At 73.3% G+C, this 19,191-nt stretch carries 19 protein-coding genes and 1 pseudogene; 14 read left to right on the forward strand and 6 right to left on the reverse strand.

Translation table 11 applies throughout. The features are described from left to right. Positions 1–52 precede the first annotated feature (52 nt). The 4 genes from hisG to ACZ4UB_RS08755 all read left to right on the forward strand — a co-directional run bounded on the left by hisG (position 53) and on the right by ACZ4UB_RS08755 (position 4,057). Entirely contained in the window at positions 53–901 is an 849-nt protein-coding gene (gene hisG / locus ACZ4UB_RS08740; protein ID WP_354381561.1) for an ATP phosphoribosyltransferase, read from the forward strand. Positions 902–970: 69 nt separating this feature from the next. Then, positions 971–1,435, forward strand: coding sequence for a PH domain-containing protein (locus ACZ4UB_RS08745; RefSeq protein WP_468069185.1), 465 nt, complete (start codon positions 971–973; stop codon positions 1,433–1,435). Between the two features lie 178 nt (positions 1,436–1,613). After that, positions 1,614–3,017: a hemolysin family protein gene (locus ACZ4UB_RS08750; protein ID WP_468069187.1), complete on the forward strand. Its 1,404-nt coding sequence runs from the start codon at positions 1,614–1,616 to the stop codon at positions 3,015–3,017. After that, the gene (locus tag ACZ4UB_RS08755) at positions 3,014–4,057 is read left to right on the forward strand and encodes a hemolysin family protein (protein WP_468069189.1); all 1,044 of its coding nucleotides are present in this window, start codon (positions 3,014–3,016) and stop codon (positions 4,055–4,057) included. Before ACZ4UB_RS08750 ends, ACZ4UB_RS08755 begins: the two co-directional genes overlap by 4 nt. Positions 4,058–4,151: 94 nt before the next feature. On the opposite strand, the gene ACZ4UB_RS08760 is transcribed toward ACZ4UB_RS08755, so the two are convergent. Together ACZ4UB_RS08760 and ACZ4UB_RS08765 are read right to left on the reverse strand one after the other, a co-directional pair. After that, positions 4,152–6,089: an AAA family ATPase gene (locus tag ACZ4UB_RS08760; protein WP_468069191.1), complete on the reverse strand. Its 1,938-nt coding sequence runs from the start codon at positions 6,087–6,089 to the stop codon at positions 4,152–4,154. A 387-nt stretch (positions 6,090–6,476) separates the two neighbouring features. Then, on the reverse strand, positions 6,477–7,139 hold the full coding sequence (locus ACZ4UB_RS08765; RefSeq protein WP_468069193.1) for a uridine kinase family protein: 663 nt from the start codon (positions 7,137–7,139) through the stop codon (positions 6,477–6,479). 151 nt (positions 7,140–7,290) lie between these two features. Between ACZ4UB_RS08765 and ACZ4UB_RS08770 the strand changes: the two genes are divergently transcribed. The 3 genes from ACZ4UB_RS08770 (at position 7,291) to ACZ4UB_RS08780 (ending at position 9,457) form a co-directional block, all read left to right on the forward strand. After that, on the forward strand, positions 7,291–8,658 hold the full coding sequence (locus ACZ4UB_RS08770; protein WP_468069195.1) for a peptidase C39 family protein: 1,368 nt from the start codon (positions 7,291–7,293) through the stop codon (positions 8,656–8,658). A gap of 83 nt (positions 8,659–8,741) precedes the next feature. Next, positions 8,742–9,176 carry an SPW repeat protein gene (locus tag ACZ4UB_RS08775; RefSeq protein ID WP_468069197.1) on the forward strand — a complete coding sequence of 145 codons (435 nt, stop codon included), beginning with the start codon at positions 8,742–8,744 and terminating at the stop codon, positions 9,174–9,176. Between the two features lie 128 nt (positions 9,177–9,304). Continuing rightward, positions 9,305–9,457: an SCO1431 family membrane protein gene (locus tag ACZ4UB_RS08780; RefSeq protein ID WP_330329367.1), complete on the forward strand. Its 153-nt coding sequence runs from the start codon at positions 9,305–9,307 to the stop codon at positions 9,455–9,457. Here ACZ4UB_RS08780 and ACZ4UB_RS08785 read toward each other — a convergent pair. The 3 genes from ACZ4UB_RS08785 to ACZ4UB_RS08795 are packed head-to-tail and all read right to left on the reverse strand — an operon-like array spanning position 9,435 to position 12,018. After that, entirely contained in the window at positions 9,435–10,412 is a 978-nt protein-coding gene (locus tag ACZ4UB_RS08785; RefSeq protein ID WP_468069199.1) for a hypothetical protein, read from the reverse strand. The genes ACZ4UB_RS08780 and ACZ4UB_RS08785 overlap by 23 nt on opposite strands. Then, complete coding sequence (locus ACZ4UB_RS08790; RefSeq protein WP_468069201.1) at positions 10,409–11,398, reverse strand: DUF6114 domain-containing protein; 990 nt, start codon at positions 11,396–11,398, stop codon at positions 10,409–10,411. Before ACZ4UB_RS08790 ends, ACZ4UB_RS08785 begins: the two co-directional genes overlap by 4 nt. After that, positions 11,389–12,018, reverse strand: coding sequence for a DUF6230 family protein (locus tag ACZ4UB_RS08795; RefSeq protein WP_468069203.1), 630 nt, complete (start codon positions 12,016–12,018; stop codon positions 11,389–11,391). The genes ACZ4UB_RS08790 and ACZ4UB_RS08795 overlap by 10 nt, the downstream gene beginning before the upstream one ends. Positions 12,019–12,146: 128 nt before the next feature. Between ACZ4UB_RS08795 and ACZ4UB_RS08800 the strand changes: the two genes are divergently transcribed. The 6 genes and pseudogenes from ACZ4UB_RS08800 to ACZ4UB_RS08825 all read left to right on the forward strand — a co-directional run bounded on the left by ACZ4UB_RS08800 (position 12,147) and on the right by ACZ4UB_RS08825 (position 18,068). Then, the gene (locus tag ACZ4UB_RS08800; protein ID WP_354381572.1) at positions 12,147–12,815 is read left to right on the forward strand and encodes a TetR/AcrR family transcriptional regulator; all 669 of its coding nucleotides are present in this window, start codon (positions 12,147–12,149) and stop codon (positions 12,813–12,815) included. A gap of 184 nt (positions 12,816–12,999) precedes the next feature. Then, a complete protein-coding gene (locus ACZ4UB_RS08805; protein ID WP_468069206.1) occupies positions 13,000–14,172 on the forward strand; it encodes an acyl-CoA dehydrogenase family protein in 1,173 nt (390 codons plus the stop codon). Positions 14,173–14,252: 80 nt separating this feature from the next. Beyond that, positions 14,253–14,669 (forward strand): annotated as a pseudogene (locus tag ACZ4UB_RS08810) (GNAT family N-acetyltransferase); the annotation flags it as partial. 6 nt (positions 14,670–14,675) lie between these two features. Beyond that, positions 14,676–15,167, forward strand: a complete 492-nt coding sequence (locus tag ACZ4UB_RS08815) for a GNAT family N-acetyltransferase (protein WP_468069256.1) — start codon at positions 14,676–14,678, stop codon at positions 15,165–15,167. A 590-nt stretch (positions 15,168–15,757) separates the two neighbouring features. After that, positions 15,758–16,891: an Rv3169 family protein gene (locus ACZ4UB_RS08820; protein ID WP_468069207.1), complete on the forward strand. Its 1,134-nt coding sequence runs from the start codon at positions 15,758–15,760 to the stop codon at positions 16,889–16,891. A gap of 76 nt (positions 16,892–16,967) precedes the next feature. Beyond that, entirely contained in the window at positions 16,968–18,068 is a 1,101-nt protein-coding gene (locus ACZ4UB_RS08825; protein WP_468069208.1) for a phosphotransferase family protein, read from the forward strand. A gap of 3 nt (positions 18,069–18,071) precedes the next feature. Here ACZ4UB_RS08825 and ACZ4UB_RS08830 read toward each other — a convergent pair whose 3' ends face one another. Further along, positions 18,072–18,506, reverse strand: a complete 435-nt coding sequence (locus tag ACZ4UB_RS08830; RefSeq protein WP_354381576.1) for a hypothetical protein — start codon at positions 18,504–18,506, stop codon at positions 18,072–18,074. A 211-nt stretch (positions 18,507–18,717) separates the two neighbouring features. Between ACZ4UB_RS08830 and ACZ4UB_RS08835 the strand changes: the two genes are divergently transcribed. Then, positions 18,718–19,158 (forward strand): Lrp/AsnC family transcriptional regulator, encoded by a 441-nt coding sequence (locus ACZ4UB_RS08835; RefSeq protein WP_330334927.1) that lies wholly within the window; start codon positions 18,718–18,720, stop codon positions 19,156–19,158. Positions 19,159–19,191: the final 33 nt, after the last annotated feature.

Genomic DNA, 19,191 nt, shown 5'->3' on the forward strand with positions numbered 1-19,191 from the left:
AGCACGCACCGCACGCACACCCCTTTCGCACCTACGCACCAAAGGAAGCCCCATGCTGCGCATCGCCGTCCCCAACAAGGGTTCTCTCTCCGGACCGGCGTCGGCGATGCTCCATGAGGCCGGCTACCGGATGCGCAAGGAGTCCAAGGAGCTCGTGGTCGTCGACCCCGAGAACGAGGTGGAGTTCTTCTACCTCCGCCCCAAGGACATCGCGATCTACGTGTCGTCCGGCAAGCTCGACATCGGCATCACCGGCCGCGACCTGCTGCTCGACTCCGGAGCCAGCGCCGAGGAGATCCTGCCGCTGAACTTCGGCCGGTCCACCTTCCGCTACGCCACCATCCCCGGCACGGCGAAGGGCCCGCAGGACTTCACCGGGATGACGATCGCCACCTCCTACGAGGGGATCGTCGCCAAGCACCTCGCCGAGCAGGGCATCGACGCCTCCGTCGTGCACCTCGACGGCGCGGTCGAGACCGCCATCCAGCTCGGCGTCGCCCAGATCATCGCGGACGTCGTCGAGACCGGCACCAGCCTGCGCAACGCCGGCCTGGAGGTCATCGGCGAGCCGATCCTGACGTCGGAAGCGGTCGTCATCCGCGGCAACTCCAGCGACCCGGACGACCCGCGGGCCCAGCAGTTCCTGCGCCGCCTCCAGGGCGTCCTGGTGGCACGCAGCTACGTGATGATGGACTACGACTGCCGCGCCGAGCACCTGGAGCGCGCGGTGGCCCTCACCCCGGGCCTGGAGTCGCCGACGGTCTCCCCGCTGCACAACGAGGGCTGGGTCGCCGTCCGCGCCATGGTTCCGGCCAAGGAGGCCCAGCGGATCATGGACGACCTGTACGAGCTGGGCGCGCGCGCGATCCTCACCACCTCGATCCACGCCTGCCGGCTCTGACCGGCTCCGCCGGATCACCCGGTACGCCCATCCGTACGCCGCACGTCCTTTCGTAGAACCGAGCACCCCATGAGCGAGTCCGCCGCCCAGCCCGTACTGCCCACCCTGCCGGTCACCTTCCGGCCGACCCGCACCCGGGTGGTGCTGCTGGGCGTCGGGCTCGTCATGTTCGTCACCATCTCGGCGATCGGGCTGCTCCTGAAGGACCTCGGCGGCGGCGAGCGGCTCAGCTTCGTCCTCACGGCCGCCCTGTTCTCCTCCGTCCTGCTGCTGCTCAGCCGCCCCAAGGTGGTCGCGGACGAGGGCGGCGTCACCGTCGTCAACCTCACGACCACCCGACGGCTGGAATGGGCGCAGATCCTGCGCGTCAACCTCCGGCCGGGCGACCCGTGGGTGTTCCTCGACCTCAACGACGGCACCAGCCTGCCCGCCCTCGGGATCCAGCCCGGCGTGGCCAAGGAACAGGCGATCGGCGACGCGCGGGCGCTGCGCGCGCTGGCCGAGAACCACGGAAGCGGCCCGCGCGAGAGCTGAGTGCCATTGCGGCCTCGTTCTCAATGACTACCCTGGTGGCGGGGCGCACGCTCGCGCCCTCCCACCGGCCCCGGGACAACGAGGCCCGTGGGTACCTGCGACTTGAGGAGTGACTCCCTCCAGCAATGGACGGATCGTCCGGTAGTACCCGCGCCGCCCTCCCTCCGGAGGCGGCGGCATGACCATCCCGCTACTCCTGCTCGTGGCGGCATTCGCCCTGATCCTCGCCAACGGTTTCTTCGTGGCGGCCGAATTCGGCCTCGTCACGGTGGAGAGACCCGAGGCCGAACGCGCCGCCGCCGAAGGTGACAAACGCGCCCGTACGGTCGTCAAGGCCCTGCGGGAGCTGTCGTTCCAGCTCTCCGGAACCCAGCTCGGCATCACCCTCACCTCCCTCGTGGTCGGCATGCTCGCCGAACCCGCCCTCGCCGGGCTGCTGACCGGGCCGCTCACCGCGACCGGACTGCCCCGCGGGGCCGTCACCGGGATCGCCGTCGTCACCGGCATGCTGCTCGCCTCCGCCGTCCAGATGGTCGTCGGCGAGCTGGTCCCGAAGAACTGGGCGGTCTCCCGACCGCTCCAGGTGGCCCGCATCGTGGCCGGCCCCCAGGACGCCTTCTCCCGGGCCTTCCGGCCGGTCATCGCCGGCCTCAACGCCGTCGCCAACCGGCTGGTCCGGGCGCTCGGCGTGGAACCCGCCGACGAGATGGCCTCCGCCCGCACCCCGGGCGAACTGGTCTCCCTGGTCCGCCATTCGGCCCAGGCCGGCGCCCTGGAACAGGACACCGCCGACCTCTTCGTGCGGACCCTCTCGCTCGGCGAGCTGACCGCCCAGCACGTCATGACCCCCCGGGTGAAGGTCAGCGCCCTCCAGCACACCGCCACCGCGGCCGACGTGCTCAACCTGACCCGGGCCACCGGCCTGTCCCGCTTCCCGGTCTACCGCGAGCGCATCGACGAGGTCACCGGGGTGGTCCACCTCAAGGACGCTCTCGCCGTGCCCGAGTCCGAGCGCGCCCGCACGACCGTGGGCCGGATCTGCGTCGCCCCGCTGCTGGTGCCCGGCTCCCTGCCGGTGCAGCCGCTGCTGGAACGGCTGCGCAGCGAACAGCCGATGGCCGTGGTCGTCGACGAGTACGGCGGCACCGCCGGAGTCGTCACCCTGGAGGACATCGTGGAGGAACTCGTCGGCGAGGTCCGCGACGAGCACGACCTCGCCGAGGACGACGGCCCGGAGCTGGCCGCCGTGGCAGCCGAGGACGGCCGCCCCTCCTGGGAGGCCGACGGCAGCTGCCGGGTGCACACCCTGCGCCGCATAGGTCTCGAAGTCCCCGAAGGGCCCTACGAGACCGTCGCCGGCCTCGTCGCCGACCTGCTCGGCCGCATCCCCGCCCCCGGGGACCGGGCCGAACTGCCCGGCTGGAAGCTCTCCGTCCGTCAGGTCGGCCGCTACCGCGCCGAACGGGTCCGCCTGGTCCGTACGGCCGACAGCGCGACCGGTGCGGACGCCGGACCCGGTGCGCCCTCCGGCGACGGCGACCGCGCCGCCGGCGGCCGGCGCGAGATGGCGGTCCTGCGGTGAACGCCCTCCAACTGCTCTTCGCCCTGCTCCTCGTCCTGGCCAACGGCTTCTTCGTCGGCGCCGAGTTCGCGCTCGTCTCCGTCCGCCGCAGCCAGATCGAGCCCCTGGCGGCCTCCTCCAAGCGGGCCCGCCAGGTGCTGCACGGGCTGGAGAACCTGCCCCGGATGATGGCCGCGGCCCAGTTCGGCATCACCGTCTGCTCCCTCACCCTGGGAGCCGTCGCCGAACCCACGATGGCCCGCCTCCTGGAGCCGCTCTTCGAGGCCGCGCGGGTGCCGCACGGCCTGGTCCACCCCCTCGGGTACGCCGTCGCGCTGGCCGCGGTGGTCTTCCTCCACCTGGTCATCGGCGAGATGGTCCCCAAGAACCTCGCCATGGCCGCCCCGGAGAAGACCGCCCTGTGGTTCAGCCCCGGACTCGTGGCCTTCGCCCGGGTCTGCGGGCCGGTCACCACGGCGCTGGGCGCCTGCGCGACCCTGGTGCTGCGCCTGTTCAAGGTGGAGCCCAAGGACGAGGTCGAGGCCGTCTACACCAGGGCCCAGCTCGGCCGGCTCGTCGAGGACTCCCGGCAGGCCGGGCTCCTCGCGCCGGCCGAGCAGGAGCGCCTGGAGGACGCCCTGGAGCTGGGCAGCCTCCCGGTCACCGACGTGCTCCTCGCCCGCGACCGGCTGGTCACGGTCACCCCCTCGGTGACCCCGCGCGAGATCGAGCAGCTGACCGTGCGCACCGGGTACTCGCGCTTCCCGGTCCGCTCCGACACCGGCACCTTCATGGGGTACGTCCACGTCAAGGACGTGCTCGACCTGGAACACCGGGAAGGCGCCGTCCCCCAACGGGTCTGGCGGCGGATGACCACCCTGTGCTCCACCCTCCCGCTGGACGACGCGCTGAGCGTCATGCGGCGGGACGCCACCCACCTGGCGCAGGTCGCGGACCCCGCCGGGCGCGTGCTCGGTCTGGTCGCGCTGGAGGACGTACTGGAGAAGCTGGTCGGCGAGGTGCGCGATCCCGCGCACCGGGGGTACGCGCGGAGCGTGTAGCGGGGCGGACCCCGCGCCTCGAACGCCGGCGAGGCTGGATTTTCAGCCCGTCCGGCGTTTGAAGGGCGGGTAGGGGAGGGCCCCGCGCGGCGGACTACGGCGGCGGGGGCTCCGGCCGTTGCTGGGGGCCCCGGCCCGAGAGGACCTCCCCGTAGGCCTGCATCAGGTCCGCCAGCCGCAACGTGGCGAGATCGTCCCGCGAGGGCTCACAGGCGAAACCGGTCAGCCGCAGGTCCCGGTAGGCGCAGCTCTTCTCGTACAGCGTGCGCAGGAAGCGGCCGTTGCCCAACTCGTCGATCCAGCCCTGTTCCACCACGTGCCCGCTGATGCTGCGCAGCTCCTCGACCGCCTCCTCGTCCCAGCGGTCCCCGTTCGCGTCCGCCAGCACTCCGCCGATCGCCGTCAGCTCCAGCGGGCGGTAGCTCGGGAAGTCCACCCGGGTGGTGAACCGCGAGGACAGCCCCGGATTGGTCGCGAGCAGCCGGTCCATGCCCGCCGGGTAGCCCGCCAGGATCACCACCAGGTGGTCCCGGTTGTCCTCGGCCCGCTTGAGCAGCACCTGGAGCGCCTCGTCGCCGTACGCGTCGCCCTTGCTGTAGCCCGAGTTGGACAGGCTGTAGGCCTCGTCCACGAAGAGGACCCCGCCGATCGCCGAATCGATCAGCTCGTTGGCCTTCACCGCCGTCTGCCCGAGGAACTCGCCCACCAGGTCCGCCCGCTGGGCCTCCACCAGGTGGTCACCGCCGAGCAGCCCGAGGGCGTAGAACACCCGGCCCAGGATCCGGGCCACCGTCGTCTTGCCGGTACCGGACGGGCCGGAGAAGACGAAGTGCCGTTTCGGTGGCTGCACCGGCAAGCCCTGACCCGCCCGCAGCCGGGCCATGTGCAACTGCGCCGAGAGCGCCTTGACCTGCCGTTTCACCGGCTCCAGCCCCACCATCCGCTCCAGTTCCGCGAGCGCCTCGGCGAGCAGGGCCGGATCGGCGGGCCCGGCCGGCAGCTCCGCGGGCCCGGACTGCGGCGGCACGCCCGCCCGGTGCCGTACGCCCTCCGCGCGCCCGCCGGCATCGGGCCCCGGCCCCACCGGAGCGCCGGATCCGGGGCCGAAGCGGGTCTCCGGCGGCTCGGCCGCGAGCAACGGGTCCGCCTCGGCCTGTCCGTCCGCCGAGACGTCCTGCCCCAGCCCGCCGCCCAGCGCCACGGCCGCGAAGTCCCCGCCCGCCGTGCCCAGTCCGTAGCCGTCCGCTCCGCCCAGCCCGTCGAGGCCGTCGCCCTCGGAGATCGCGGTCAGCCGGGCCGCGGTGTCCATGAAGGCCGGGTCCACCCGGTGCACCGCCCGGTACAGCGGCAGCGCCGCCGCGCTGCGCCCGGTGCCCTCGTGCGCCCGGGCCAGCCAGTAGCGCAGCTCCTTGCGCTGCGGCTGCTCGCTGCGGCAGCGCATCAGCGCGGCCGACAGCATGGGCTCCGCCTGCCCGTACATCTCCAGGCGGACCCGGGCCATCCCGCCGAAGAGGCCCGCCTCGATGCCGAGCAGCGGATCGTCCACCAGCGGCTCGGTGTGGCGCACCAACTGGTCCCAGTCCTTGACCAGATAGGCCCGGCAGGCGTGCAGGAAGCGCACCTGCGGATCGGTGTCCACCGGCGGCAGCGCGGCCAGGGCCCGGTCCAGTTCGGGCACGTGGCGGCCGTCCAGCCAGTGCGAGGCGTGGGCGAGCAGCAGGTCGCGCCGGCTCTCCAGCACGGGCTGCACCCACCAGCCGAGCCAGTACCAGGAGTTGAGCGTGCGCCGGTGCCGTGCGCGCTGCTCCCCGAAGCGGTCCCGGTGCGCGTGCATGCGCAGCAGGGCGTTGGTGGTGTCGACCCGTAACGCGTGCAGACCCAGCCAGGCGTCGGCCATCGAGGGGTCGAGCAGCACGGCCGACCGGAACTCCTCCTCGGCCTGCGGATAGGCGCCCATCGTGCAGGCGTCCACTCCGCGCAGCCAGGCGAGTTCGGCCGGGGCGTAGGCGCTGCCCGGCATGCCGAAGTCCATCACATCCCCCACAAGCCTGCCCCCGTGGTGCGCGGCAACCCCCGTGCGGTGTACGCGAGTTGTCCCTGCGCCGATGAAATCAGGGTGGCATCGTACCTGCGGTCCCGGGCCATACGTAGGGTGCGGCGGACACGTGTCGGTGGGGCGTCCCGGACGCGAGTGTGCACGGAGAGTGAAGGTTTGCGAGGGGATCGGCGGTCGAAAGCTCCGCCCGGGAACCGTCGGAGGGCAGAACGAAGCCCCCGGTCACGGGGGAACAACCGGGGGCTTCGCGTCCTTGGCGGTGTGAAAACCGCTCATACAGAACGTAATGCCGCGACGGGCAGCCGGTCAAGCGGTCCGGGAGGGCGCCCCGGCGCGATGATCGGCGGCCCGGCGGGGCTCGGGTCAGGACCCGGCCGGTTCGTCACTCCAGGTGACGGAATCGGCTCGCAGGGCGGTCGCATCCGCCCCGGAAGACCACTCGTATCCCGTACCGCTCTGTCGCACCAACGTGTGCGCGAAGGGGCGCGAAGGGTCGTCCGCGAAGTGCGCGCGCTCCGCGCGCTCCCATCCGTCCCAGAAGAGCGACAGTGCGCGCCCGTCCCGGTTCCGCCCGCGCCCCCAGGACTGCTCCCGGGGCATCTCCATCCACAGCAGGCGCGCCAGGAACGGCCGCAGCGCCCGGCGGCCCGCGCCGACGCCCTCGACCAGCAGCACCGGAGCCGGTTCCAGGACCCGCTCGGGCCCGAACCCGCGCGCCACCCAGTCGTACGGCGCCCAGTGCGCCGCCCGCCCGGCCGCCAGCGGGTCGAGCACCTGGGCGCGCAGCCGCTCCGTCCAGGCGAACAGTTCCTCGTGCGTGGCCACGTCGTCGAGGTGCAGGACGGGGGCGCCGCCGAGGGCCTCGGCCAGGCGCCCGGCGAAGGTGCTCTTGCCGGATCCGGCGTGCCCGTCGATGCCGATCACCCGTACGGGGCCCAGTGAGGGCGCCAAGGTGACGAGCGTGTCGGCCAGCGGGGCGAGGGGCGCGTGCGGGTCGGGAGGGGTGGGCGGGATCTGCTCTTCCACTCCGACAGCCTACGGCGGCGCGCGACACGGCCCCGTCGCCCTGGCCCCGGCCGCCCGCGAGCTGGGAGGCTGGCCGGGCCCGCACCGCCGGGCGCGCACCGCCCGACCCGCACGGCACGTCTGCCGGACCGCACCACTGGGGGTTTTGCCCATGACCGCATCCACCCCGCGCCGGGCCGTCCTCGCGGCGGCCCTCGCCGCCGCCACGGCCGCCACCGTCCCCGCCACCCCGTCCGCGGCCTCCCCCGCCCCCAAGGGCGCCGGGGGAGCCTTGAGCGCGGCCAAGGAGGTGGACAACCGGTTCTGGTACTCGTACGCCCACTGGCAGGCCGGGACCCACCACGGGACCGTCGCGAGCGCCGGCGCGCGGCCCGGGCTGGGGATCGCCGTCCCCGTCGGGCGCACCGAGTACGCCGACCCGCACACCGGGAAGAAGAGCACCTGGGAGTACGCGACCTGGACCTCCCCGGTGCACCGCCCCGCCGTGCCCGCCACCGAGGCCATCGCCTCCTGGAACGCCCGTACCCCCGCCGGGACCTGGATCCAGGTCGAACTGCGCGCCACCTACACCAACGGGGTCGCCGGCCCCTGGTACGTGATGGGCCGCTGGGCCTCGGGCGACGGCGACGTCCGGCGCACCTCGGTGGACGGGCAGAGCGACGGCACCTCCACCGTCTGGACCGACACCCTCGCCCTCGACCCCTCCGCGAGCGCGGGCCGCCTGCGGATCGGCGCGTGGGAGCTGCGGCTGACCCTGTACCGCCGCCCCGGCGCCGCGCTCGGTCCGGTGGTCCGGCTGGCGGGCGCGATGGCCTCCGACGTCCCCGACCGCTTCACGGTGCCCGCCTCGGTGCCCGGTGCGGCCGTCGAGCTGGCCGTCCCGCGCTACTCGCAGGAGATCCACGCGGGCCAGTACCCCGAGTACGACAACGGCGGGGAGGCCTGGTGCAGCCCCACCTCCTCGCAGATGATCATCGAGTACTGGGGGCGCAAGCCCAGTGCCGCGGCCCTGGCCTGGGTCAAGAAGGAGTACGCCGACCCGCAGGTCTGCCACGCGGCCCGCGCCACCTACGACGCCGCCTACAAGGGCTGCGGCAACTGGCCGTTCAACGCCGCGTACGCCGCCACCTACCCGGGGCTCGCGGGCGTGGTGACCCGGCTCGGCTCGCTCACCGACGTGGAGACACTGGTCGCGGCGGGCGTCCCGGTCATCACCTCCCAGTCCTTCAGGGCGGGGGAGATCACCGGCGCGGGCTACGGCACGGCGGGCCACCTGATGACGGTGGTGGGCTTCACCGCCGCCGGGGACGTCGTCGCCAACGACCCCAACTCGCCCTCGAACGCGGCCGTCCGCCGGGTCTACGCGCGCCGCGAGTGGGAGAACGTCTGGCTGCGGACCAAGCGCTACCACGCCTCCGGCAAGGTCGTCTCCGGCAGTGGTGGGATCTGCTACCTCTACGCGCCGTCCGCTCCGAACGCGGCCCAGATGCGCGCGCTGCGGATGGTCGGGGTGCTCTGAAACCCGGCGCGTTTCCGATGCCCGCGAGCGGGCACATACTGGGTTAAAGGGTACATAAAGGCTCCCGTAGGAGGCGGCCCGCCATGACCACCCACCCGAACATCGAACTCCACCCGGACCTCGCCGAGATGCGCACCCGCTTCGAGCGGGTCACCACCACCCCGCGCGCGCAGGCCGTGGAAGCACTGGCCCTGGTCACGGGCCTGTACATCGCCGCCTCGTCCTGGATCGCGGGGTTCAGCGGACTGTCCGCGCTGGCGATCACGAACCTGATCGCGGGCCTGGCCTACTGCCTGTGCATGGGCGGCCTCGGCTCCGCCTACGAACGCACCCACGCGATGGCCTGGACGGCCGTCGTCATCGCCGCCTGGACGATCGTCGCCCCCTGGGTGGTCTCCGGCGCGGTCGACACCACCCGGACCATCGTGAGCAACTGCATCGCGGGCGGCGTCGCCCTGGTGCTGGCCCTCGCGATGGCGAGCATGGCCGGACGGGAGCGCCCGACGCGCTCCGGCTGACCCCGCTCCCAGGCCCCGCGGACCCGGGTCCCGACCGCACGGGCGGCCGGGGCCCGGCCGCGTGACGAGCGCCACCAGTGACCATCGTCTCTACCGCACGGGCGCGGAACGCTGTCACATTGGACGGCATGACCGCACACACCGCCGCTCTGACCGCCCGTGCCCGCGACCTCGTCCGCACCGGTGGCCCCAAGGACGATTCCGCCTGGCTGGAGCACGTGCTCGGCTGGACCCTGGTGGTCGTCCTCGCGATGCTCGTCACCCAGATCGGCTGGCTCTGACCGCGCTCCCGGCGGATCCCGGGCCCGCTCCGGCCCCCGGATCCGGCTCGCCCTCCGGATCCGGCTCCACCCGCCAGTGCCGGTGCGGAATCCCCACCAGGCCGTAGAGCCGGCGCACCGGCGACCACCGGGGCAGCAGCACCGCCCCGGCCAGCGCGGCGAAGAGCCCGGCCCCCGGGGCCCAGCCCAGCAGCCGTACGAGGACGCTCGCGCCCAGCGCCCCGGCGAGCGGCAGCCCGTACACCCCGGCCCCCGCGATCACCACGGCCAGCGGCCGCGACACCTTGAGGTCCGCCGCCGCCCCCGGCAGCCGCCACCCCTCCGCCAGCCAGCCGATCTCGACCAGCAGCATCACCCCGAGCACCGCCGCGCCCAGCACCAGCAGGGCCAGGAAGGTCCCGGAGGTGACGAAGTGCAGACAGTGGTTGACGAAGGCCCGCCCGCCCCCGGCGCCCGCGCCGCCCGCGTCCCCCGCGGACCACTCGGCGTAGCCGCGCGCGTCCGGGCTCAGCAGGCGCCGGTAGCCCGTCCCGTCCCATCCGTGGACCAGGGTGAAGAAGGTCAGGAAGTACCCGGCGACGGCCTGTAGGTACCCCCAGTACCCCGCCCCCACCAGCACGAACAGCCGCGCCGCCAGGAAGCCGAGCAGCGCCCCGACCACCACCGAGCCGGTCTGGAAGAGCGCGAAGCCGGCCCATACCCCGCGGTGGTCGTGCGCCACCTGCATGGTCGCCCAGGCCGGGTCCTGCCACAGCAGGTACGCCCCGCTCGGCGCGAGCAGCAGCGCCGCGTACAGCACCGTGAGCGCGAGGTAGGGCTGGGCCGCGCGGCTGCGCGTGCGCACCCCCTCGCCCCGCACCGAGCGTTCCCACCACTGGAGCTGGCGCCCGGCGGCGACCGCGAAGGTCGCGCCGATCCCGTAGGCCCACAGCGGCGCGGCCTGGACGGGGATCACGTGGCCTCCAGCCGGAGCCCGTCGGTGACGATCAGGTCGGAGGTGACCAGGGCCTGTTCGGCGCGGACGTCGGTCATGAAGACGAAGGGCGGGATGATCGGCGGCGCGGGCAGCCCGTCGGGCGTGAAGGTGACGCACAGCAGCCCCTCGACGCAGCCGCTGAACTTGGTGAGGTACAAGGTGACGTCACCGCTCAGGTCGAGGGTCTTGGCGGCGAGCCCGTACTCCTCGCGGCCGTCCCGGGTCCGCAGCCGGTAGTCGAAGAGCTTGGCCGCCCGCATCTTCAGCACCAGCACCTTGAGCGGCCCGTCGACCGTGGGCACCTGGGTGACCCCGGCGAGGGTGAACCCCTGCGGGGCGAAGAGCGAGGTGGTGACCGTCGGGGGAGTGCGCGGGGCCGTCGGCGGACCGGCGCCGGCCGCGGCCCGGGCCGGGGGAGCGCCGGTCGCCAGCGCGGCGAGGAGCACCACCGGCAGCGCGGCGGCCAGCGTGCGCGGGCCGGAGCGCTCCGGTGCGCTCCGGTAGGGGCCCTCCTCGGCCCCCTCCGGATCGGGCAGCGGGGTCCAGCCGAAGGCCAGGGCGCTGCCGGTGATCCCGAGCAGCATGCCGAGCAGGAACCCGCCCAGGTTGGTCGCGACGAAGGACAGCACCGACAGCAGCAGCGCGTGGATGCTGACGTACGCACGGGCCTGCGGCAGGAACCACAGGAAGAGGCCCGCCGCGATCAGCGCGAGCCCGATCCCGATCGCCGCGATCCCGCCGAGGCCCAGACTGACCAGGATGGTCAGCGGGGAGAGCGGGACCAGCAGCAGCTCGGTCCCGCCGAGCACCAGCAGCAGCCCGCCCCAGAACGGCCGGGTCCGGCGCCAGGTCCGCAGCCGGGCCCGGCGCTCGGGCCAGGGCAGCGCTCGCTCCAGCCACCCCGCGTTCCGTGCCGTCGTCCGACGCGGGCCGGCGGGGAACGCGAAGGGGCGGCCTAGAAGCACTGCTTGCCGTCCAGGGCCACGTCCAGCTTGAGCCCCTTGAGCCGGAAGTCGCCGCCGGTCGCCGACCAGGCGTGCGAGCGCACGCCCGCCACCTCGATGTCCCCGGCCTGCAGGCCGAACTTCCCGGCCTCGCCCTTGACCCCGGGCACCTGGTCCAGGGTCGAGGCGTCGCGGCCGATCTGGGCGGTGCCGAAGCGGGCGTCGCCGGTCAGGTCCTCGCCGTCGATGATCAAGTTGTTCGCGGTGACGTTGCCGGCCGGGCCGCCCGCGGTCAGTTTGAAGACGACCTTGCCGACCGGGGTGTCGACCGAGGCGGACTGGCAGATGTCGGTGAGCGTCGCCTCCCCGATGCCGAGCAGGGCGACCGGGTGTCCCTTGCCGTCGACGGAGCGGTCCGTCTGCACGTAGGAGGACAGTCCCTTGCTGCTGAGGTTGGAGGAGGAGACCTGGAAGCTGGTGCCGGAGACGGCGAAGGACGCGGCGAGCGCGCCCTGGGCCATCACCATCGCCATCGCGCCGACCGCGACGAACGCGGGGAGCGCGGCGACGGCCGTCTTCTTCCAGTTGACCCGGCCCTCGGGTCGCTTTCGGTCCGGGGTGCTCGTGGCGGCTGCACTCATGGGGGTCGGGCTCATGGCGGTGGGGCCTCCCGTACGTCGTCCGGTGCGCAGGGGAAGTGCGAAGGAGCGGGCCACGCAGGTCTGCCATACTGCGGGCATCCTGTGGCAGTTCGAGGCTAGGGCTGAATTTGAATAATAGTCAACAGCGCGGCAAGACCGAGCGATCGCAGGTTCGGCGGGCCGAACTCATAGCGACCGGCCGGAAGTTGTTCGCCGACACCTCGTACGACGCACTGTCGATGGACGACATCGCCAAGCAGGCCGGGGTCGCCAAGGGGCTGATCTACTACTACTTCACGAGCAAGCGCGGCTACTACCTCGCCATCGTCGAGGACTCCGTCAACGAGCTCGTCGCCCGGGCCGGCGGGGAGACCGAGCTGCCCGCGGCCGAGCGGGTCCGCCGCACCATCGACGGCTACCTCCACTACGCGCAGCAGCACCGCGCGGCCTACCGGACGATCGTCACGGGCGGCGTCGGCTCCGACGCCGAGGTCCTCGCCATCCGCGACGCGGTCCGCGCCGAGCTGGTCGCCACCATCGCCGAGGGCGCCTACGGCCACCGCGCCCTCCCCCCGCTGGCCCGGCTGGCCCTCGTCGGCTGGCTCTCCGGCGTCGAGGGCGCCACCCTCGAATGGATCGGCACCGAGGACGAGCAGGACCACCCCGACCGCCCCACCTTCGGCGCCCTCCTCGTACGACAGTTGCGCACGACGCTGATGGTCATCGGGGAGTTCCTCCCGCAGTACCCGGCCCCGCCGCCCGCGGATGACCCGGCCGGGCCGGTCCGGGCCGAGTGAGCGAAACCTCGCACCCGTGACGGAACGCGCCTGATCGGGCATACTCAAGCCGCCACAGCCGCTGGCCAGGCCCTTCTGTGATCCGGGAGGGCAACATCGGCTGCAAGAGCACCGAGACCCGGCGGCGCGTTCCACCCCTTTTCGCGCGCCGCCGCCGTGCCCGATGAAGGAGGAGAGCGCCGCCATGACCGACCGCGCCCCGCAGCCGGTGGACCGTCAGCTGCCCACCGAGGAGTCCCGCGACCTGCTCGCGCTCGTGCGCGAGATCGCGCAGCGGGAGATCCGTCCCCGGGCCGCCGAGGAGGAGGACGCGGGCCGGTTCCCCCGTGAGGTGTTCACCCTCCTCTCCGAGTCCGGGCTGCTGGGCCTCCCGTACGCGGGCGAGTTCGGTGGTGGCGAGCAGCCGTACGAGGTCTACCTCCAGGTGCTCGAAGAGCTGGCCGCGGCCCGGCTGACCGTCGGCCTCGGCGTCAGCGTGCACTCCCTCGCCTGCCACGGCCTGGCCGGGTACGGCACCAAGGAACAGCGGGGCGAGCACCTGCCCGCGATGCTCGGCGGCGGGCTGCTCGGCGCCTACTGCCTCTCCGAGCCGGCCGCCGGATCGGACGCGGCCTCGCTGGCCACCAAGGCCGTCCGCGAGGGCGACGACTGGATACTGACCGGCACCAAGGCGTGGATCACCCACGGCGGGGTCGCCGACTTCTACACGGTCCTCGCGCGCACCGGCGTGCCCGGGCCCAAGGGGATCACCGCCTTCCTGGTGCCCGGCGACGCGCCGGGCCTGACGGCGGCCGTCCCCGAGAAGAAGATGGGCATGAAGGGCTCGCCCACCGCCCAGCTGCACTTCGACGGGGTACGGGTCCCCGACGCCCGCCGCATCGGCGCGGAGGGCCAGGGCTTCGGCATCGCGCTGGCCGCCCTGGACGCGGGCCGCCTCGGCATCGCCGCCTGCGCCATCGGCGTCGCCCAGGCGGCGCTGGACGAGGCTCTGGCGTACGCCCTGGACCGCAAGCAGTTCGGGCACCCCATCGCCGACTTCCAGGGCCTGCGCTTCATGCTGGCCGACATGGCCACCAAGATCGAGGCGGGCCGCGCGCTGTACCTGGCGGCGGCGCGGCTGCGCGACGCGGGCAAGCCCTTCTCCCGGCAGGCGGCGATGGCCAAGCTCTTCTGCACCGACGCGGCCATGGCCGTCACCACGGACGCGGTCCAGGTCCTCGGCGGGTACGGCTACACCGCCGACTTCCCGGTCGAGCGCCTGATGCGCGAGGCCAAGGTGCTCCAGATCGTCGAGGGCACCAACCAGATCCAGCGGATGGTCATCGCCCGCCACCTCGCGGGTCCCGAGTCCCGCTGAGCCCGGCAGGACCGCGCCCGCGGGAAACCGGGGTGCGGTCCGCGGGGGCGCTCTGGTAGCCATCGGTCATGGATGACGTGATGACGGAGCGCCTCGTGCTCCACCCCCTCAGCCCCGCCGAAGCCGAGCGGATCCTCGCCGGCGAGGGCGCCGACGCGGCGCCGTGGGCGCCCGGATACCCGTCGGCCGGCGACCTGGGGGTGCTGCGGCGGTTCCTGCGGACCTGCGCGGACACCGGCGACCCCCGGCCCTTCGGTCCGTACGAGATCCGGCTGCGGGACGGCGGGTCCGTGGTGGGCGGGGTCGGCTTCCACGGAGCGCCGGGCGCGAGCGGCGAGGTCACCGTCGGCTACGGCCTGGTCCCCGCCGCCCGGGGCCGCGGCCACGCCACGGAGGCCCTGCGCGCCCTGCTCGCCCTGGCGCGCTCCCGGGGCGTCAGCGCCGTGGTGGGCGACGCCGACCTCGACAACGCGGCCTCGCGGCGGGTCATGGTCGCGGCCGGGATGCGGCCGTGCGCCGAGGACGAGCGGCTGGCGTACTACCGGACCGACTGGGACGACGCGGTGGCCGCGGGGGAGGGTCCCGACTGGGAGATCTCCACGGACCCGGCGCGCCTCGACGCGGAACGGATCCACGACTGGCTCTCGCGGGACGCCTACTGGGCGCTCGGCCGCTCGCGCGAGAAGCAGGACCTGGCCATCGCGGGCTCCCTCAACTTCGGTGCCTACGACCGCACGTCGGGCCGTCAACTGGCCTACGCCCGGGTGCTGACCGACCGGGCCACCTTCGCCTGGCTCTGCGACGTCTACGTCGACCCCGCCGCCCGCGGCGCCGGCCTCGGCACGGCCCTGGCCACGGCCGTCCGCGACCACCTCGCCCCGTACGGGCTGCGCCGCGTCATGCTGGCCACCGCGGACGCCCACGGCGTCTACGCCAAGATCGGCTTCGAGCCCCTGAAGGACCCCGCCAAGTGGATGGTCCTGGGCACCCAGTAGACGCCCCGGCGCTAGGGTGTCTCTTTCGGATCTTGCCGGGCCCGCGACGCCTGGCACCGCGCCTGGCCGCACTGCCGGGGCGACCGAGTACGTCCAGTACGCGCGCGCCCCGGCAGCACGGCCATGCACGGCACCAGACGCCGCGGGCTCGACCGACAAGATCCGAAAGAGACGCCCTAGCCGCCGTACAGCGGGCCGCCCGGCCAGACCGGGGCGGAGGTGATCTGGGACCATTCCGGGTCGCGGCGGCCCGGCAGGGTGCGTCCGTCGTCCGCCCAGCGGGCCAGCATCGCCCGGTAGATGGGTGGGTCCGCCGGGCGATGAACCGATTCTTCATAACCGGGGGGCGTCGGTCGTCGCCGCCGTCCCGTGGAAGCCTCAAGCGTGTCCATGCCCCGCCAACGCGACGCGCGCGCACGGGGTAATCGCCCCCGTCGTGCGGGGATCCGTTCGAGGCGTCCCCTGGTCCGGGTGGCGCGGCGTGCGGCCCGGGCTCCGATCTGTCAGCGAGTGACACGACTCTGGCCCCGGGCGCGGTTTCTGACGTACCGTCATATCCGCCGAGCCGACCCGCGCCCAGGAGGTTTGCCATGCCCGCGGACCGACCCATCGCCCTTGACGAATACCCCGTCCACCAGGCCCCGTTGTCCATGAAGTACGTGGCCACGGGGGACCGCAACGCCTACGACCGCTGCATCTTCCACGTCTTCGACCACGCGGGACGCGCCGTCCTCATCCTCGGCCTCGGCGTCTACCCCAACACCGGGGTCATCGACGCCTACGCCACCTTGCGCCTCGGCGACGAGCTCCTCGCCGTCCGCGCCTCCGACGCCCTCACCGATGATCGGATGAACCTGTCCGTCGGCCCGCTGCGCATCACCGTCGACGTCCCGCTGCGCACCCTGGGCCTGCACTGCGCCGCCGACCCCGACGACCCGGACGGGCTCTCGTACGACCTCACCTGGACCGCGGCCTTCCCCGCGGTCTGGGAACCGCACCACGTCCAGCGGCGCGGCGACCGGCTGATGCTGGAGGGCCGCCGCTTCGTGCAGGCGGGCGGGGTCACCGGAACCATCCGGGCCAGGGGCGAGGAGATCCGGCTCGCCGAAGGCGAGTGGACCGGTACCCGCGACCGCAGTTGGGGCGTGCGGCCGATCCCCGGTGAGGAGGGCGGCCGCGCGGCCGAGGAGCACCGCACCGAAGGCTTCCACTGGCTCTGGGTCCCCGTCCGCTTCGAGGACCGCTTCCTGATGGTCATCGTCCAGGAGGACGCCGACGGCCACCGCACCCTGAACGAAGCCGTGCAGGTCTTCCCCGACGCCGCCGGGCGGGGCGACGTGCAACTCGGTTGGCCCCAGGCCGACATCCGCTACCGGTCCGGCAGCAGGCACCCCGAGAGCGCCGTCATCCACCTCACCGATCCGGCGCGCAAGCCCCTCGAACTCGGCGTGGAGATCCTGAACTCCTCGCCGCTCGCCGTCGGCGCCGGCTACCCGCCCGCCGCCGACTGGCAGCACGGCAGCTGGCAGGGCCGGGGCTGGACCGACCGCCGCGTCTACGACCTCTCCGACCCCGCGGCCCACCCCATGGCCGCCTACGGCGTCACCGACCACTCCGCCCGCTTCACCCTCGACGGGCGGACCGGATTCGGCATCTTCGAACACGGCAGCTTCGGCCGCCACGACCCGAGCGGCTTCACCGACTACGGATCCATCGCCCCGTAACGAGCCCCGTGACGAGCCCCGTAACGGCCCCCGCAACGAGCCCCGTATCGAGGACCCCCGCAGAAAAGGGGTGGCCATGGCCACGGCACCACGTCCCCGCACCTCCACCCGCGAACCCGAGGAGCTCGGCCGTCGCCTCGCGGCCTGGCTCGCCGCCGAGCTCCCCGGCGCGGAGGTCACCAACATCCGCGTCCCCGGCTCCAACGGCATGTCCAGCGAGACCCTGCTCTTCGACATCGAGCACCCCGACACGCCGGTCAAGGAGTGTGCCCTGCGCCTGGCCGCCGACCCGGCGGCCTACACCGTCTTCCCCACCTACGACATGCCCCGCCAGCACCGGGTGATGAGCCTGGTCGCCGAGCACACCGACCTGCCCGTGCCGCGCGTGCAGTGGCTGGAGACGGACCCCGGACCGCTCGGCGCGCCGTTCTTCGTGATGGCCCGCGCCGAGGGCCGGGTGCCGCCCGACGTCATGCCCTACACCTACGAGGGCAACTGGCTGCACGCGGCGAGCGACGCCGAGCGGGCGGGACTCCAGGAGGCGAGCATCTCCCTGCTCGCCCGGCTGCACGACCAGTTCCCCGCCGAGCGGGCCGAGTTCCTGCTTCCCCAGGGCGCGGGCAGCCCGCTGCGCCGGCACGTCGACGCCCAACGCGCCTACTACGAGTGGGTGGTGGGCGGCCTGGCCCGATCGCCGCTGTTGGAGCGGGCCTTCGAGCGGCTGGAGGAGATCTGGCCCGCCGATGAGGGGCCCGCCGTCCTGAACTGGGGCGACGCCCGGATCGGCAACGTGATCTACGACGGCTTCCGGCCGGTCGCGGTCCTGGACTGGGAGATGGCGGCGTACGCCCCCCGCGAGGTCGACCTCGGGTGGACGGTCTACCTCCACCGCTTCTTCCAGGACCTCACCGTCGGCTTCGGACAGCCCGGCCTACCGGACTTCCTGCGCCGGGACGACCTGGAGCGCCGCTACGCGGAGCTGACCGGACACACCCCGCGGGACATGGACTTCCACACGCTGTACGCGGCCCTGCGGCACGGGATCGTGATGCTGCGGATCGCCTACCGCCAGGCCCACTTCGGCGAGGTGGAGGTCCCGGCGGACCCGGACGGCCTGATCCTGCACCACGGCAGCATCGCCGCCATGGTGCAGGGAACCTACTGGAACCGGGACTGACCGTCAGGCCGCCTGAACGTGCTGGACAGGACGCGAGCCCGGACCGCCGACGTGCGAGAAGGGCTGCGTCCGCCAGTCGAGGCCCTGGGGGAGCGTGAGGACCACGACCGGGTCGAGCTCCCGGTCGCGGGCGTCGGCCCCGGCGCCCGTCCGCGCGTCGGCGGCGGGCCGGCCCGTGCCCGCGCACACGGTCATGCCGAAGGGGTTCCAGGGGCTCAGGCAGAGCCCGTGCTCCGGCAGGAACTCCTCGTCCGCGACCAGCGCGATCGACTGCCCGCAGTCGGGGCAGACGGCGTGGTGGACGTCGAAGGCCAGGGCGCCTTCCGCGAAGTCCGCGTAGTCGGCGTCCTGGTCGAAGTCGCCGTACTCGCCGTCGAGAGGTTCGGCCCGTTCGTGCGGTGCCGATGCGGTGCGACCCGCGCGCTTGGTGTTCTGCATGGTTGTTCCCCCTTGGGTGGGCCGGGCGAGACGTTCGGCCACGGCCACAGCAAGCACTTCCCGTCGCGCGGCACGAGTAACCACAACCACCCCGCGTACGCCTGCATACCCCTGTGGCCTTGGTCACATGCCCGCCGCAGGTGCCACTTGTCCGTGGACACCACTGGGCCTGGAGCACCCCGGGGCAATAGGTTGGGCGGCTATGAGTGCAATGGAGGAGCTGGACCGCCAGATCGTGGATCTGCTCGTGCGGGACGGGCGGATGAGCTACACCGACCTGGGCAAGGCGACGGGGTTGTCCACGTCCGCGGTGCACCAGCGGGTACGCCGGCTGGAGCAGCGCGGGGTGATCCGCGGCTACGCGGCCGTCGTCGACCCGGAGGCCGTCGGGCTGCCCCTGACCGCCTTCATCTCGGCGAAGCCGTTCGACCCGAGCGCCCCCGACGACATCGCGGACCGACTGGCCGGGGTCCCCGAGATCGAGGCCTGTCACAGCGTGGCGGGCGACGAGAACTACATCCTGAAGGTCCGGGTGGCGACCCCGCTGGAGCTGGAGGACCTGCTGGGCCGGGTCCGCGCCCTGGCCCACGTCTCGACCCGCACGACCGTGGTGCTGTCCACCCCGTACGAAGCCAGGCCGCCCCGGGTGTGACCCGGGGCGCGAGCCCGTCGGGGTCCGCCCCGG

It is taken from the genome of Streptomyces sp. NPDC028419, from assembly GCF_055565515.1.

Coding starts and splice junctions, on each gene's coding strand:
- hisG (WP_354381561.1), top strand. CDS start 53: ATGCTGCGCATCGCCGTCCCCAACAAGGGTTCTCTCTCCGGACCGGCG.
- ACZ4UB_RS08745 (WP_468069185.1), top strand. CDS start 971: ATGAGCGAGTCCGCCGCCCAGCCCGTACTGCCCACCCTGCCGGTCACC.
- ACZ4UB_RS08750 (WP_468069187.1), top strand. CDS start 1,614: ATGACCATCCCGCTACTCCTGCTCGTGGCGGCATTCGCCCTGATCCTC.
- ACZ4UB_RS08760 (WP_468069191.1), bottom strand. CDS start 6,089: ATGGACTTCGGCATGCCGGGCAGCGCCTACGCCCCGGCCGAACTCGCC.
- ACZ4UB_RS08770 (WP_468069195.1), top strand. CDS start 7,291: ATGACCGCATCCACCCCGCGCCGGGCCGTCCTCGCGGCGGCCCTCGCC.
- ACZ4UB_RS08775 (WP_468069197.1), top strand. CDS start 8,742: ATGACCACCCACCCGAACATCGAACTCCACCCGGACCTCGCCGAGATG.
- ACZ4UB_RS08780 (WP_330329367.1), top strand. CDS start 9,305: ATGACCGCACACACCGCCGCTCTGACCGCCCGTGCCCGCGACCTCGTC.
- ACZ4UB_RS08795 (WP_468069203.1), bottom strand. CDS start 12,018: ATGAGTGCAGCCGCCACGAGCACCCCGGACCGAAAGCGACCCGAGGGC.
- ACZ4UB_RS08805 (WP_468069206.1), top strand. CDS start 13,000: ATGACCGACCGCGCCCCGCAGCCGGTGGACCGTCAGCTGCCCACCGAG.
- ACZ4UB_RS08815 (WP_468069256.1), top strand. CDS start 14,676: ATGCGGCCGTGCGCCGAGGACGAGCGGCTGGCGTACTACCGGACCGAC.
- ACZ4UB_RS08820 (WP_468069207.1), top strand. CDS start 15,758: ATGCCCGCGGACCGACCCATCGCCCTTGACGAATACCCCGTCCACCAG.
- ACZ4UB_RS08825 (WP_468069208.1), top strand. CDS start 16,968: ATGGCCACGGCACCACGTCCCCGCACCTCCACCCGCGAACCCGAGGAG.
- ACZ4UB_RS08830 (WP_354381576.1), bottom strand. CDS start 18,506: ATGCAGAACACCAAGCGCGCGGGTCGCACCGCATCGGCACCGCACGAA.
- ACZ4UB_RS08835 (WP_330334927.1), top strand. CDS start 18,718: ATGGAGGAGCTGGACCGCCAGATCGTGGATCTGCTCGTGCGGGACGGG.